This window comes from Pseudomonas sp. NBRC 111119 (genome assembly GCF_001320125.1).
Lineage (GTDB): Bacteria > Pseudomonadota > Gammaproteobacteria > Pseudomonadales > Pseudomonadaceae > Aquipseudomonas > Aquipseudomonas parafulva.
Genome location: NZ_BCAV01000023.1, coordinates 45706 through 60413, shown reverse-complemented (window position 1 = coordinate 60413; position 14708 = coordinate 45706). Strand labels below are relative to the sequence as shown.

Genomic DNA, 14708 nt, shown 5'->3' with positions numbered 1-14708 from the left:
TCTATCTACGCTTGCATCAGAAATACCTTGCAAGCTTAGCCTCCCCTGTTATCCCCACATCCGCTACAATCGCGCCTGGGTGCTAGCTGCGTGGTGCAGTGATGCAGGTTAAAAAACTACGCAGGTCGGGCCGCCATGCGGGAGTTCCTGCGCCTATGCATAACACCCAACTGCCCCGAGCCCAGCAATTGGCCGAACGTGCCCTCGCCCGTTTCGAGCACTTCCTTCACATCGAGGCGGTCAGTGGCGTCGTCCTGCTGATCGCTGCCATCGCCGCCCTTGTCTGGGCCAACTCACCTGCTGCTGCCAGTTACGAAGCCCTGTGGCACACCCCGATAACCCTGGGTGTAGGTTCGCTGGTGTACGCCCAACCGCTGCACTTTTGGGTAAACGATGGGCTGATGACCATTTTCTTCCTGGTGGTCGGCATGGAGATCCGCCGCGAGATCCATGAAGGCGCCTTGGCCAACCTGCGCCAGGCAACCTTGCCGATGGTTGCCGCCATTGGCGGGGTGGCCGTGCCGGCACTGGTTTACCTGGGCTTTGGCCACGCAGCTGACGAGCAGCGGGGCTGGGCGGTACCGACCGCCACCGACATCGCATTCGCCGTTGGGGTACTGGCCTTGCTCGGCAAGTCGATCCCGTCCAACGTGCGGGTTTTCCTGCTGGCCCTGGCGATCATCGATGACATCATCGCCGTGCTGATCATCGCCGTGTTCTATTCCGGTGGGCTGGACTACAGCGGTTTCGCGGTCGCCGCCCTGGGCCTTGCGCTGGTGGTAGGGCTGCAGCGCATTGGTGTCGGCTCCGCCTACGCCTATGTCATCCCGGGCGCCATTACCTGGGTGGGTGTGCTGATGACCGGTGCCCACCCGACGCTCGCCGGCGTGGTGCTGGGCCTGATGACCCCGGTCACTGCCCGCCCCATGCGCGAAACGCCACTCGAAGCAGTGACCCGCTTCACCCAGGAGCTGGTGGGCCGCGCCCGCAACGCCGGCCAGGCCCCTGGCGACTTGCTCAGCCCGCTGAAGCACCTGCGCCTGGCGCAACGTGAACTGCTGCCGCCTGTGGTTCGCGTGCAAAGCGCCCTGCACCCGTGGGTGGCCTACGCGATAATGCCGGTGTTTGCACTGGCCAATGCCGGGGTGAGCGTGGGGGGCGTAGACTTGGGTGCCCAGGCGCCTCACGGGGTGATGCTGGCGGTAATGCTGGCGTTGGTAGTGGGCAAGCCCGTCGGCATCATCAGTGTCAGCTGGCTGATGGTGCGCTTGGGGTTGTGCTCGCTGCCCGCAGGCGTCACCTGGAGCGGCATCACCTTGATCGGCCTGCTGGCCGGCATCGGGTTCACCATGTCGATCTTCATCGCCAACCTCGCCTTCATCGACCCGGCAACGCTCGGGGCGGCGAAACTGGGTGTGCTCTCAGCCTCCGTCATCGCCGCGGTACTGGGGCTGGTGTGGGGAGTATTGAGGGTACGCAAGGCCTGACCAGTGACGTGACCGCTGCGCCACGGCGCAGCGGGTTTCACTGCCCTGCAGGCAACCCGCCCCTGCGCCGCTCGTCGTGCCAAGCCCAATCAGACTCAACGCAACCGGCGCTACCCATTCGAACAGGTATGAGCATTCTCAACTGCAGGAGCTTCTACCATGCGCGAATACCCTACCCCGCCCTTCCCATCCCAGCCCCAGGCCGTGCCAGGTTCCCAGCGCAAGATGGAGCCTGTACCCGATTGCGGCGAGCATAGCTACAAAGGCCATAACCGGCTGGAGGGCAAAAAAGCGCTGATCACCGGCGGCGACAGCGGCATTGGCCGTGCAGTGGCCATTGCCTATGCGCGCGAAGGTGCCGACGTGGCCATTTCCTACCTGGACGAACACGAAGACGCCAAGGAAACCGCCCGCTGGGTGGAAGAAGCCGGGCGCAAGTGCCTGCTGCTACCCGGCGACCTGGCCCAGAAGCAGCAATGCCGGGCTATCGTCGAGCAAACCGTCGCCCAGTTCGGGCGCATTGACATCCTGGTGAACAACGCAGCGTTCCAGATGGCCCACGAGGCCTTCGAAGACATCGACGATGATGAATGGGTAAAAACCTTCGACACCAACATCACCGCGATTTTCCGCATCTGCAAGGCCGCCCTGCCATCGATGCCCAAGGGCAGTTCGATCATCAACACCAGCTCGGTCAACTCGGACGACCCGTCTTCATCGCTGCTGGCCTATGCCGCCACCAAAGGCGCCATCGCCAACTTCACGGCAGGCCTTGCGCAATCGCTCGCCAAGCGCGGCGTGAGGGTGAACAGCGTGGCACCGGGCCCGATCTGGACACCCCTCATCCCCGCCACCATGCCTGATGAGGCCGTTCGAAACTTCGGCTCTGGCTACCCCATGGGTCGCCCGGGCCAGCCGGTGGAGGTGGCCCCTATCTACGTCCTCCTGGGGTCTGACGAGGCCAGCTACATCAGCGGCTCGCGCTATGCCGTCACTGGCGGCAAGCCAATCCTGTAAAGCGACGTCAGGCAAGCCGGAATGGCTTGCCTGCACACGCCATCACGGCATCAGAATGGCCTGGGGATGATCGATGCAGGGCACGGGCACCAGGCTTCGGTTGGCCATCAGCCACTCGCGCATACGCACGGTATCGAATATCTGCCCTTCTTCCATCATTGCCAGTATCAGGTCCTGGGACATTCGGTAACACCCGCACACCGCGCATTGGCGCTGCTCCCAGCCACTGCTGCACTCGATGGACTCGGCCTGCCCCGCGCATATCAGACAACTCATGTTAGCCCCCTATTGTTCTTGTTCAGCTGCGAGCAGCTGCAAGGTCAACCCGGCTGCGCCGTGCCCGCATTACATGAGATATCCATGCCAACCTTAAAATTCCCTGACAATGCCCTGACGTTGTCAGCCAAATAGCGTCAGGCCAGCAATTGGCTCAACACCGCCCGTAACTTGCCCGGCTTGACCGGTTTGTTGAGTATCGGCATGCCCAGCGCCTGCAGCGCCCGGCGGCATGGGTCGCTGCGGTCTGCCGTGATGACTACCGTAGGGATGTGCTGGGCGAAATGCGCCCGCAGCCGGCAAGCCACATCGCAGCCCAGCACACCATGGTCAAGGTGGTAGTCGGCCAGAATCAACTCAGGCGACTGGCCCTGCAAGGCCAGCAAGGCAGCCTGCTGGTCGGTGGCGGTGACCACTTCGCACCCCCATTGGCCCAGCAACGCGCCCATGCTTTGCAGAATGCTCGCTTCATTATCCAGCACCAGCAGGCGCCGCCCCGGCAGCGGGTCCCCCGCCATCGGCAGCACCTGGCAGGGGCGAACCTCCACTGGCAGTGCATCGGCCAATGGCACCTCGATGCTGAACACCGAGCCCCGCCCCGGCCAGGAGCGCACCTGTACCGAATGGCCGAGGATCTTGGCGATGCGCTCGACGATGGCCAACCCCAGGCCCACACCCTTGCGGTCGGCAGCGCGGCCCACATCCAGCTGGTTGAACTCAAGGAAGATGGCCCCCAGGCGATCTTCGGCGATGCCCCGCCCGGTGTCCCAGACTTCCAGCCGCAGGTACCGCCCACGGCGCCTTGCCCCCAGCAATACTCGGCCCTCGGCGGTATAGCGGAACGCGTTGCTGAGCAAGTTGCGCAAGATACGGGTCATCAGCCGCAGGTCGGTGCTGACGGCATGCTGCCCGAACCGGGCACGCAACGCGATGCCTGCTGCATCGGCCACCGAGCGGAATTCCGACACCAGCGGCGCGAACAGCGCCTGCAGGTGATACACGGCAATGTCCGGCTTCACCGCCGCCTGGTCCAGGCGGGAAATGTCCAGCAGGTCGGTAAGCAAATCCTCGGCGCCTTCGAGGGCTTGGTGGGTACGCTCCACCAGCACCTGCTCGGCTTGGGGCAGCTGCCGCTCGCGCAGGGTCGAGATGAGCAGCCGGGCGGCATTCAGCGGTTGCAGCAGGTCATGGCTGGCGGCAGCCAGGTACTTGTCCTTGCTGCGGTTGGCGGTTTGCGCAGCGTCCCTGGCATCACGCAGCGCCCGGGCAATCTGCTTGCGCTCGGCAATCTGCTGCTGCAGGTTGCGGTTGGCCTCCAGCAGCTCGTCGGTGCGGGCGGCTACGCGCTGCTCAAGCTGGTCATTGAGCTGCTGCAGGTGTTGCTGGGCCAGCTTGCGCTCGGTGATATCGGCCACGAACCCCTCGACCAAGGCTTGCTGGCCGGGCTTGAGCAGCAGGTTCATCAGCACATCGACAGGGCTACCGTCCCGGCGCCGCAGGCGGGTTTCGTAGCCATGCAGGCTGTGTTCGCGGGCCAGCGTGGCGGTAATCGCCTGCAGCTCCTGAGCGCCGCCGACGAACAGGTTGGCGGCGAGGTCCTTCAGGCTGAACAGCACAGCCTGCGGGTCGTCATACCCCAGCATGCGCGCAAGCGCCGGGTTGGCGGCGCGCATGCCGTCTTCCAGGCTGGCCTGGAAAATGCCATGAACTGCGTTTTCAAACAGCCATTTGTAGCGGTTTCGCTCTGCCTCCAGTTCCTCCAGCCGGGCGGCCAGCTCGGGGTAATGGCTCTTGCGCGCCGAGTGGTCACCCAGGCCCAGCAACCCGGCCAGCGCCCGCTGCTGCTCCTCAGAGGGCCTCGCCATACACGACCTCCACGTCGCGCTGGCTGGACGCGCGGGGGTTGGTAAGAATGCACGGGTCGCCCATGGCATGCTGGGACAAAAACGGTATGTCGCTGGTACGCACACCGTGCAGGCCCAGGGTTTCATGGAAGCCCATGGCGTGCTTGAGGGCGATCAGGTGCTCCACCAGGCGCGCGCAGATCTGCCGGTGGTTCAAGCCCCGGCAGTCGATGCCCATCACCTCGGCAATCACCTTGAACCGCTCCGGCGCCGAGCTGTAGTTGAATGCCACCACATGCTCGACCAGCACGGCATTGCACAACCCATGAGGCAGGTCGAGAAAGCCGCCCAGGCTGTGTGACATGGCGTGCACCGCACCCAGGATGGCATTGGAAAACGCCAGCCCCGCCTGCATGCTGCCCAGCATCACTTTCTCGCGCAGGCCAATGTCGCGGGGGTTGGCGATCATCTCCACCAGGTTGCCATTGATCAGGCGCATGGCTTCCAGGGCATGGGGGTCGGTCAGCGGGCCGTGCCCCGTGGAAACGAACGCCTCGATGGCGTGCACCAGCGCGTCGATGCCGGTACAGGCCGACAGGAAGGGGTCCATGCTCAAGGTGGTCTGCGGGTCGATCAGCGACACATCGGGCACCACCGCCTTACTGACGATGGAGAACTTCATGCGCTCCTGCTGGTTGGAGATGATCACGAACTGCGACACATCCGCCGATGTACCGGCAGTGGTCGGGATGAGGATCAGCGGCGGGCTGGGCACGCGGATCATGTCCACCCCTTCGAACTCGAGAATGCTGCGGCCATGGGCGACCACGATGCCGATGGCCTTGCCGCAGTCCATGGGGCTGCCGCCACCCACCGCAACGATCACATCGCAGTGGTGCTCGCGGTAGAGGTCGGCGCCGAGCATCACCTCTTCAACCCGGGGGTTGGGCGATACCGCGCTGTACAGGCAATAGTCGATGCCCTGCGCCTGCAGGCTGGCCTCGACGTCCGCGACCCAACCGGCAGCGATCACGCCGGGGTCACTGACCACCAGTACCTTGCGCGCGCCGAAGGTTTTGGCGTAATTGGCCACGTTGTGCCGGCAACCGGCACCGAAGATGATTTCAGGCGAGACGAACTTGCGAAGCGGGCTGAAACTCTGGCTCATGGGCAAGCCTGTTCTTATTGTTCTGGAAGGTAGCCGCCAGCGTAATGCATCCCCCAGCGAAAGCAACCAGACCAAAGTGCCAACCAGGCGTGTGGCCGGCGCCGGCCGCCGTCGTGGCGGCCGGTGCCTGATGCCTCAACGGTTGGCGAAATACATCGTCACTTCAAAGCCGATGCGCAAGTCGGTATAGGCGGGTCGGGTCCACATGGGCAGGTCCTCTTCTTGTGCCGGGCGATTCCGGTAAAGGCATTAATGCACGGGGGGCGTCACGGCCAAATGCTACTTTGGAACGAACTTTCCCCCGGCAGGGACAGGCGGCGGCACTACTTCAGAAGAAGCCCAACGGGTTGATGTCGTAGCTCACCAGCAGGTTCTTGGTCTGCTGGTAGTGGTCGAGCATCATCTTGTGGGTTTCACGCCCCACGCCAGACTTCTTGTAGCCACCAAAGGCAGCGTGGGCCGGGTACAGGTGGTAGCAGTTGGTCCACACGCGCCCGGCCTTGATGCCCCGGCCCATGCGATAGGCGCGGTTGATGTCGCGGGTCCACACACCGGCGCCCAGGCCGAATTCGCTGTCATTGGCAATGGCCAAGGCTTCGGCCTCGTCCTTGAAGGTGGTTACACCCACCACCGGGCCGAAGATTTCCTCCTGGAACACGCGCATCTTGTTATCGCCCTTGAGCAGGGTCGGCTGGATGTAGTAGCCGCTTGCCAGGTCCCCCTGCAGCCGCTCCGCGCTGCCACCGGTGAGCAACTGCGCACCCTCGTCCTGGGCGATCTGCAGGTAGGAGAGGATCTTGTCGTACTGCTGCTCCGATGCCTGGGCGCCCACCATGGTGTCGGTGTCCAGCGGGTTGCCACGGGTGATCTTGGCGATCTTCTTCATGACCTCGGCCATGAAGGGTTCGTAGATCGATTCCTGGATCAGCGCACGTGAGGGGCAGGTGCACACCTCACCCTGGTTGAAGAACGCCAGTACCAGGCCTTCTGCGGCTTTTTCGATGAACGCAGGCTCGGCCTGCATGATGTCTTCGAAGAACACATTGGGTGACTTGCCGCCCAGCTCCACGGTAGAGGGGATGATGTTGTCGGCAGCGCACTTCATGATGTGCGAACCCACCGGGGTGGAGCCGGTGAAGGCGATCTTGGCGATGCGCTTGCTGGTGGCCAGCGCCTCCCCTGCCTCGCGGCCGAAGCCTTGCACGATGTTGAGCACCCCTGCCGGCAGCAGGTCGGCGATCAGCTCGGCGAACACGGTAATCGACAACGGCGTCTGCTCGGCCGGCTTGAGCACCACGCAGTTGCCGGCAGCCAGCGCCGGAGCCAGCTTCCAGGCGGCCATCAGCAGCGGAAAATTCCAGGGGATGATCTGGCCCACCACGCCCAGGGGCTCATGGAAGTGGTAGGCGACCGTGCCTTCGTTGATCTCGGCCGCTCCACCTTCCTGAGCGCGGATGCAGCCGGCGAAGTAGCGGAAATGATCTGCTGCCAAGGGCACGTCGGCATTGAGGGTTTCGCGCACAGCCTTGCCGTTGTCCCAGGTCTCGGTCACCGCCAGCAGCTCCAGGTTCTGCTCGATGCGGTCGGCGATCTTGAGCAGTACCAGGGCGCGGTCCTGCACCGAGGTTTTCCCCCACGCGTCGGCTGCAGCGTGGGCAGCGTCCAGGGCCTTGTCCACATCTGCGGCCGTGGAGCGCGGGAATTCGGCAATGGGCTGGCCGTTGACGGGCGAGCTGTTGGTGAAGTACTGCCCAGCCACCGGCGCAACGAACTCGCCGTTGATGAAGTTGCCATAGCGTGGCTTGAAGGACACGACGGCGCCTGGGGTTCCGGGTTGTGCGTAGATCATGCTGAGCCTCTGCGGGTCGATGCCTGTCCAGCGACAGGCGATGCAGCGATGGTATGAAGCCCGCGCAGAGGGGCGAATGCATCGTTGGCAGGGGGCAGCTCGTCATTTGGTCGTAGGCGCGCGTGGCGGGTTCCAATCACAGGCAACCCTAGAACCTGTGGAAGACAATAGTTCCCACAGTGATTGCGCCAGCTTTGAGACCTTATGCAAGACAGTTTCACACACAAGGATTGCGCAATTTTTCTGACTATGTAGTGTGGGAGCCTGATTCTGCTGTCTGTCTCGTGGGTGACCTTCTTTGTCCGGTCCTTCAGCCGCCAATGCCCCGCAGCCCCGCTGCGTCGCCAAGGCCAGTTGGGCGCTTCCGCCTGATCAGGCGCCCTTGCGGGTGAACCCCCATCCTGTGGGAGCGGGTTCACCCGCGAAGCAGGCAGCGCCGTGCATGGCACCGGCTTCGCCGGTGTTCGCGGGTAAACCCGCTCCCACAGTGATTGCGCCAGTTTTGAAATCTTATAGAAGACAGTTGCTCCCTCAGTGTGGGTTGCGCCAACTTCCAGATTTTATGCAAAACAGCTGCCTTCAAAGAGGCACCGATACCCGCTTAATCGGGTTTGATATCCACACGCTTCAGTGCCCGCCGTTCATACAGGGGGTACAGGTGGCTGACACTGCGGATCAGCTCGTACCGGGCCAGGCGGATGCCGGCGAACCGTTCAGGGATCGGGGTGCGGATCACCTCGGTCATGTCATCCCCACGCGCAGCACCCTCGCGCATCAGCCCATCAAGCCAGCCCAGGTAATCACGCATCTGCTCCAAGGGCTGCGGATCGCTGGCCAGCGGCCCATGGCCCGGAACCAATTGCTTCCAGGGCAGCGCCTGCAAGATGTCCAGGTCGTGCAGCCAGGTGTCCAGCCCGGGGCTGTTGGGTGTGGTCAAGGCGCGTTGATAAAACACTAGGTCACCGGCAAACAACACACCGGTGGTTTCATCGAAAATCGCCAGGTCGGCACCGGTGTGGCCTGCCAGCCCCAGTAGGCGCAAACGGTGCCCCCCCACCGTGTGCAGCCCCGGTTCCAGCACGTGTGTCGGCAGCACCACTTCGGTGCCGCGCATCCAGTCCCCGACCAGCCGATACATGTTCTCGGCCATGGCATCGCCCTGCTGGCGCAGCAGTTCAGTGGTGCCCACCAAGGCCCTGATGGGCACGTCGGCAAAGGCCTGATTGCCCAGCACATGGTCGGGGTGATGATGGGTCAGCAACACCTCGACCACAGGTTTGTCGGTAATGCTGGCAATGGCCTGGCGCAGCGCCTCGCCATAACGCTTCGAGGGCCCGGTGTCGATGACCACAACGCCGTTGTCAGTGACGATGAAGGCCGTGTTCACCACGTTGCCGCCATTGTCCTTGGCAAAATTGTCGGTACTGCCCTCCAGCAACCAGGTGCCCTGGGCGATTTGCCGGGGTGCCAGCCGGTATTGCAAATCGGCCAGGGCGGGCAAGCCCAGGCCCACCAGCAGCAACAGCATCCAACGCATGACGGCTTCCCCCGTTAGTCACAAGCCAGGCACGGCATCACGGCACGGCGGCCTCGAAGCGGTTGCCGCTGTTGTCCTGCAATATCAACCGGGTCGGCCCGTGACCCTGCAGATCAAAGCCCAGGTTGGGGTTCTCGCTCACCGCCGGGTACAGCGCCAGCGTGGCAAGAACCTGGCCCTCGGCGCCCTGCAACTCGGCATGGTCGATGAAGAATTCAGGGATGCCACTGACCAGCCCGTTGTCCATCGGGTGCGCCACCTGCACCCGCAGACGGTCGCCGGCCCCACGCGGGTAACGCCCGCCCAGCACTTCACCCAGGTGCTCCTCCCAGCCGGGTTGCGTGCGCACCACGCTGGGCGCTGTACAGCCGCCGCCGGCGGCGTCGATCAGGGTCGAGCCCACATGCCAGGTACCGTCGCGGGTGAGTACCGCCGCACGTAACGGCGTTGCCTGCTCGATGCGGATACGGATGGACAGCCACGGCAGCACGCCCGGGCCGGGTTCGAAGTCGACGATGCGGGGCAAGGGGTTGAGCTCGGCCCAGGCGATGATCCGCACCACCTCCGCACCCAGCGCCCGGGCGTCGATTTCCAGCGGCACCTGGCGGGCATCTTCGGCAAACGGCGGCGCCAGCAGCTTGACCCGCTCATCGAAGACAAACGCGCCCTGCCCCAGCAGTTGCTTGTGGTAAAAGGCCCACATCACCGAAGGCACCGGGTCGGCGTTGCCGCGGCTGTCGCCCGCCATGGCGGGGCTCGTCAGCCAGCACAGCAGCAGTGTGGACAGCAGCCCGACCAGGCGCACGGCCGTCACTCCTCGACGTGAACGCTGTCGAGGTAGGTACGCACGGCCCACAGGGCTTCCTGGCTCAGGTAGTCAGCCATTTTTGGCATGTACACCCGGCCATCGCGCACGGCGCCGTTGCGCACGCGCTCCACAAACCATTCGTCCCCGGCATCACCGGCGTCGAGCATGCGCAGGTCCGGGGCGATGCCACCGGATTTCGCCTCCAGGCCATGGCAGGCCGCGCAATTCTGGTTGTAGGCAGAAGCGCCGATCTCCACCGCCCTGTCGTGCTCGGGGGAGGTGCGGTAAGGGTTGGCCATGGCCCAGCCGTTATCGTCGAGGGCGGCGCCGGTATCCTTCACCGGGGTCAGGCCCTTGGTCTCCACGGCCTCGGGCACCACATTGCCATGGGCCCAGGCCGTTCCGGCCACCAGCGCGCCGACCAACAGGCCTGAAGCAAGCACGACGTTGCGTTTGGTTTTCATTGTTATGCCCTCACGGTTGCACGCAAAGCCTCAACCACAGAGGCCGTGCCGCCATACTAAAAACCGCCCCGCAAGGCCCGAATGCTGCTTTGGTGGCCGCGGCCTCGTCCGTTGGTAGTAGGGCTTGTGGCGAAGGGCCAAAAGAGGTGGGCAATGGGAAGTTTTCCCGTGTTCACCGGGACTTTCTCCCTATGCCCAGGCCTCACGCCGGACCACCCTGTGCTGGCCAAAACTCCACAGGGAATTGCAACCATGACAACAAGATCGCTACCCGCCCCTTCCCCCCTGGCCCTGAGCGTGCGGGCCCTGTTGCTGGCCGGGAGCCTGGCCATGGGGACCGCGGCCACGGCGGCCACCCCACCCGCGGCACCTGCCACCAAGAACGTGACCTGGGAAGACATCGCCAACGACCACCTCACCACCACCGATGTGCTGCAGTACGGCATGGGCACCAATGCCCAGCGCTGGAGCCCACTGGCCCAGGTGAACGACAAGAACGTGTTCAAGCTGACGCCGGCCTGGTCGTACTCGTTCGGCGACGAAAAGCAGCGCGGCCAGGAGTCCCAGGCCATCGTCAGCGACGGCGTGGTGTACGTCACCGGTTCGTATTCGCGGGTGTTCGCCCTCGACGCCAAGACCGGCAAGCGCCTGTGGACCTACAACCATCGCCTGCCAGACAACATCCGCCCGTGCTGTGACGTGGTCAACCGCGGCGCCGCCATCTACGGCGACAAGATCTACTTCGGCACGCTGGATGCCCGCGTCATCGCGCTGAACAAGAACACCGGCAAGGTGGTCTGGAACAAGAAGTTCGGTGACCACAGCGCCGGCTACACCATGACCGGCGCACCGGTGCTGATCAAGGACAAGACCAGCGGCAAGGTGCTGCTGATCCACGGCAGTTCCGGGGATGAGTTCGGGGTGGTGGGCCAGCTGTTCGCCCGCGACCCGGAAACCGGCGAAGAGGTGTGGATGCGGCCCTTCGTCGAAGGCCACATGGGCCGCCTGAACGGCAAGGAAAGCACCCCGACCGGTGACGTCAAGGCGCCCTCCTGGCCCGACGACCCCACCACCGAGACCGGCAAGGTTGAAGCCTGGAGCCATGGCGGCGGTGCACCGTGGCAAAGCGCGAGCTTCGATGCCGAGACCAATACCATCATCGTCGGCGCTGGCAACCCCGGCCCCTGGAATACCTGGGCGCGAACCTCCAAGGACGGCAACCCGCACGACTTCGACAGCCTCTACACCTCTGGCCAAGTGGGCGTGGACCCCAGCACCGGCGAGGTGAAATGGTTCTACCAGCACACCCCTAACGACGCCTGGGATTTCTCTGGCAACAACGAGCTGGTGCTGTTCGACTACAAGGACAAGGACGGCAAGGTGGTCAAGGCCACCGGCCACGCCGACCGCAACGGTTTCTTCTACGTGGTGGACCGCAACAACGGCAAGCTGCAGAACGCCTTCCCCTTCGTCGACAACATCACCTGGGCCAGCCATATCGACCTAAAGACCGGCCGCCCGGTGGAAAACCCCGGCCAGCGCCCTGCCAAACCACTGCCGGGTGAAACCAAAGGCAAGCCGGTCGAGGTTTCGCCACCGTTCCTGGGTGGCAAGAACTGGAACCCCATGGCCTACAGCCAGGACACCGGCCTGTTCTACATCCCCGGCAACCAGTGGAAAGAGGAATACTGGACCGAGGAAGTGAACTACAAGAAGGGCTCGGCCTACCTGGGCATGGGCTTCCGCATCAAGCGCATGTATGAGGACCACGTCGGCACGCTGCGCGCCATGGACCCCACCACTGGCAAGCTGGTGTGGGAACACAAGGAGCACCTGCCGCTGTGGGCTGGGGTGCTGGCGACCAAGGGCAACCTGGTGTTCACCGGCACCGGCGACGGCTTCTTCAAAGCCTTCGACGCCAAGACCGGCAAGGAGCTGTGGAAATTCCAGACCGGCAGCGGCATCGTCTCGCCGCCCATCACCTGGGAACAGGATGGCGAGCAGTACATCGGCGTTACCGTGGGCTACGGCGGCGCGGTGCCACTGTGGGGTGGCGACATGGCCGAGCTGACCAAGCCCGTGGCACAAGGTGGGTCGTTCTGGGTGTTCAAGATCCCGAGTTGGGATAACAAGACCGCGCAGCGTTGACCCTGCCGGGGGCGGGCTTGCCTGCCCCCGTCATGCCTCTACAAGCCAGGAGACCTCGACCATGAACTACCTGCCACTCGCCCTGCTGCTGGCCCTGAGCCCCGCTTTCGCCACCCTGGCGGACGACGACGGTGGCGATGAACCGTTGGTGATCAACGGCTGCGTGATCGCCGAAGCCAGCCAGTGCCCCGGTGCAAACCTGCGCGGCGCCAAACTGGCCAACCAGGATATGCGCAAGATGAACCTGGCCGGTGCAGACCTGCGTGATGCCGACCTGCGCCATACCCGGCTGGACCTCGCCAACCTGGAAAAAGCCCGCCTGCAAGGCGCCAACCTGACCCGCGCCAGCCTGCAGCAGAGCAACCTGCGCCTGGCCGACCTCAGCGGCGCACGCTTGATGGCCGTGCAGGGCTGGGGCCTGTTCGCCCAGGGCGCGCAGTTCGAGAAAGCCGACCTCAGCGCGGCCTACCTGCAGTTCGCGCGGTTGACCGGCGCCAAGATGCAGCAAGCCAACCTGCAGGCCGCCGACCTGGAAATGGCCTGGTTGAGCAAAACCGACCTACAGGGTGCCCACCTCAACGATGCCAACCTGCAGGAGGCCAAGCTCGGCCAAAGCAACCTCGCCCGCGCCGACCTCACCGGTGCCCGCCAGCACTATGGCAACTTCCAGGATGCCGACATGGAAGGCTGCAGCGGCTGCCCCGACAGTTGGGACCATTGAGCCCCGTCAACCGGCCAGCCTTACCACGCCCAGCTGTATCCCCAGGTGCACCAGTTCTGCATGGGAGCTGACCTGCAGTTTGCTCTTGAGCAATGTGAGGTGGTTGGAAACGGTCTTGGTGCTGATGCATAGCTGGCCTGCGATGGACCGCGTCGGCGTGCCGTTGGCCAGCATCATGAAGATCTCCAGTTCCCGTTGGGTCATGCGCTGCAACCGTGGGTCCTGGGCGCTTGGCTGGGAGGCGCAGGCCAGTTGCGTGGCCAGCGGCTGCTCGATGTAGGCGTGCCCGGCCATGACCCGCTGCACGGCCTCGACCAGTACGTGCGGGTCGGCCTGCTTGGTCACATAACCCATTGCGCCCGCATCCAGCACTTGCCGCACGATCAGGGGTTCGTCGTGCAGGCTGAAAAACAGCACCCGCAACTGAGGCAGGCGTTGGCGCAGGCGGCGCAGGGTTTCCAGGCCGCTGATGCCCGGCAGGCCAAAGTCCATGATGACCAGGTTGGGCACCTGCTCATGCACCCGGGCCAGCGCCTCTTCACCATTGGCCGCTTCGCGCACCTGCAGCGCGGGGAACGCTGCGAGCAGCAGGCTGGCATAGCCACGGCGGACCACAGCGTGGTCATCTACCAGCACGATATTCATGGCGACACTCCTGCGCGGCTTTTTTGCCATCGTAGGGCCGCCCGGCCGGGTGTTGGCTACTACTTTGGTACTGCCCGGGCCGTCTGATCGTCGCATTCACAATTGCGCAGCCCTGGCATGTAATGGCGCTATAACAAGAAGGATCTGACCATGCCACGTGCCCTGCCCCGGCTGCCATGCCTCCTGCTGGCCGCCGCCGCGTCATGCCTCTCGCCGGGCGGCGCCCACGCCGAAACGCCCGCGCTGTTCACGCCCGATGGCTACCGCGCCACCTTGTACCGCAGCCCTACGCCCCAGGAAGTTGCAGGCGGCACAGTCATCGACACCGCCACCTTGCAGCACTTGCTGAACCAAGAGCCACGCCCTGTGCTGATCGACGTCTACCGCCGCCAGTGGCTCCAGGGCCGCTTCATCGAGGACGAGCCCCACGCCAACCTGCCGGGCAGCCTGTGGCTGGCCAACACGGGTGATGGGCAGCTGACGCCGGCCTGGCAGGCCTATTTCGCTCACAACCTGCAACGGGCCACCGCCGGCCAGGCTGAGCAACCGCTGGTGTTCTATTGCCGGTCCGATTGCTGGCTGAGCTGGAACGCGGTAAAACGCGCTGCAGGGCTGGGGTACCGCACGCTCTATTGGTACCGCGACGGCCTGGATGCGTGGCAGCAGGCCAATTTGCCCGTGCAACCCGCGCAACCTGTGCCGTTCCCTTGAAACTGCCGCCATGCCAGAGCGTGTCCGGGCCAT

14 protein-coding genes are annotated in these 14708 nt (G+C 64.2%); 5 read left to right on the top strand and 9 right to left on the bottom strand.

Features of this window, described 5'->3' with window-relative positions; translation table 11 throughout:
- Positions 1 to 155: 155 nt before the first annotated feature.
- Together nhaA and APH25_RS10445 are read left to right on the top strand one after the other, a co-directional pair.
- Positions 156 to 1487 carry a Na+/H+ antiporter NhaA gene (gene nhaA / locus APH25_RS10450; protein WP_060481848.1) on the top strand — a complete coding sequence of 444 codons (1332 nt, stop codon included), beginning with the start codon at positions 156 to 158 and terminating at the stop codon, positions 1485 to 1487.
- 159 nt (positions 1488 to 1646) lie between these two features.
- Positions 1647 to 2504 (top strand): SDR family oxidoreductase, encoded by an 858-nt coding sequence (locus APH25_RS10445; RefSeq protein ID WP_028634281.1) that lies wholly within the window; start codon positions 1647 to 1649, stop codon positions 2502 to 2504.
- A gap of 42 nt (positions 2505 to 2546) precedes the next feature.
- Here APH25_RS10445 and APH25_RS25470 read toward each other — a convergent pair whose 3' ends face one another.
- The 8 genes from APH25_RS25470 to pedF form a co-directional block, all read right to left on the bottom strand.
- The gene (locus APH25_RS25470) at positions 2547 to 2780 is read right to left on the bottom strand and encodes a hypothetical protein (RefSeq protein ID WP_154660085.1); all 234 of its coding nucleotides are present in this window, start codon (positions 2778 to 2780) and stop codon (positions 2547 to 2549) included.
- 137 nt (positions 2781 to 2917) lie between these two features.
- Positions 2918 to 4645, bottom strand: a complete 1728-nt coding sequence (locus tag APH25_RS10440) for a NahK/ErcS family hybrid sensor histidine kinase/response regulator (RefSeq protein WP_060481847.1) — start codon at positions 4643 to 4645, stop codon at positions 2918 to 2920.
- Positions 4629 to 5792 (bottom strand): alcohol dehydrogenase-like regulatory protein ErcA, encoded by a 1164-nt coding sequence (ercA, locus tag APH25_RS10435; protein WP_060481846.1) that lies wholly within the window; start codon positions 5790 to 5792, stop codon positions 4629 to 4631. The genes APH25_RS10440 and ercA overlap by 17 nt, the downstream gene beginning before the upstream one ends.
- A 135-nt stretch (positions 5793 to 5927) precedes the next feature.
- Complete coding sequence (pqqA, locus tag APH25_RS24920; protein ID WP_080667878.1) at positions 5928 to 5999, bottom strand: pyrroloquinoline quinone precursor peptide PqqA; 72 nt, start codon at positions 5997 to 5999, stop codon at positions 5928 to 5930.
- A gap of 121 nt (positions 6000 to 6120) precedes the next feature.
- On the bottom strand, positions 6121 to 7641 hold the full coding sequence (locus APH25_RS10430; RefSeq protein WP_060481845.1) for an aldehyde dehydrogenase family protein: 1521 nt from the start codon (positions 7639 to 7641) through the stop codon (positions 6121 to 6123).
- 601 nt (positions 7642 to 8242) lie between these two features.
- The gene (locus APH25_RS10425; RefSeq protein WP_060481844.1) at positions 8243 to 9178 is read right to left on the bottom strand and encodes a quinoprotein relay system zinc metallohydrolase 1; all 936 of its coding nucleotides are present in this window, start codon (positions 9176 to 9178) and stop codon (positions 8243 to 8245) included.
- 37 nt (positions 9179 to 9215) lie between these two features.
- A complete protein-coding gene (locus APH25_RS10420) occupies positions 9216 to 9926 on the bottom strand; it encodes a quinoprotein dehydrogenase-associated SoxYZ-like carrier (RefSeq protein WP_060481930.1) in 711 nt (236 codons plus the stop codon).
- A 62-nt stretch (positions 9927 to 9988) separates the two neighbouring features.
- Positions 9989 to 10450, bottom strand: coding sequence for a cytochrome c-550 PedF (pedF, locus tag APH25_RS10415; RefSeq protein WP_028634287.1), 462 nt, complete (start codon positions 10448 to 10450; stop codon positions 9989 to 9991).
- Positions 10451 to 10702: 252 nt separating this feature from the next.
- Between pedF and exaA the strand changes: the two genes are divergently transcribed.
- Positions 10703 to 12598: a quinoprotein ethanol dehydrogenase gene (exaA, locus tag APH25_RS10410; RefSeq protein ID WP_060481843.1), complete on the top strand. Its 1896-nt coding sequence runs from the start codon at positions 10703 to 10705 to the stop codon at positions 12596 to 12598.
- A gap of 61 nt (positions 12599 to 12659) precedes the next feature.
- Positions 12660 to 13319 (top strand): pentapeptide repeat-containing protein, encoded by a 660-nt coding sequence (locus APH25_RS10405; RefSeq protein WP_060481842.1) that lies wholly within the window; start codon positions 12660 to 12662, stop codon positions 13317 to 13319.
- 6 nt (positions 13320 to 13325) lie between these two features.
- Here the strand turns inward: APH25_RS10405 and APH25_RS10400 are convergent, their stop codons facing one another.
- The gene (locus tag APH25_RS10400; RefSeq protein ID WP_028634290.1) at positions 13326 to 13964 is read right to left on the bottom strand and encodes a response regulator transcription factor; all 639 of its coding nucleotides are present in this window, start codon (positions 13962 to 13964) and stop codon (positions 13326 to 13328) included.
- A 150-nt stretch (positions 13965 to 14114) separates the two neighbouring features.
- Between APH25_RS10400 and APH25_RS10395 the strand changes: the two genes are divergently transcribed.
- Positions 14115 to 14675 (top strand): PQQ-dependent catabolism-associated CXXCW motif protein, encoded by a 561-nt coding sequence (locus APH25_RS10395; RefSeq protein ID WP_060481841.1) that lies wholly within the window; start codon positions 14115 to 14117, stop codon positions 14673 to 14675.
- The last annotated feature ends 33 nt before the right edge of the window (positions 14676 to 14708 follow it).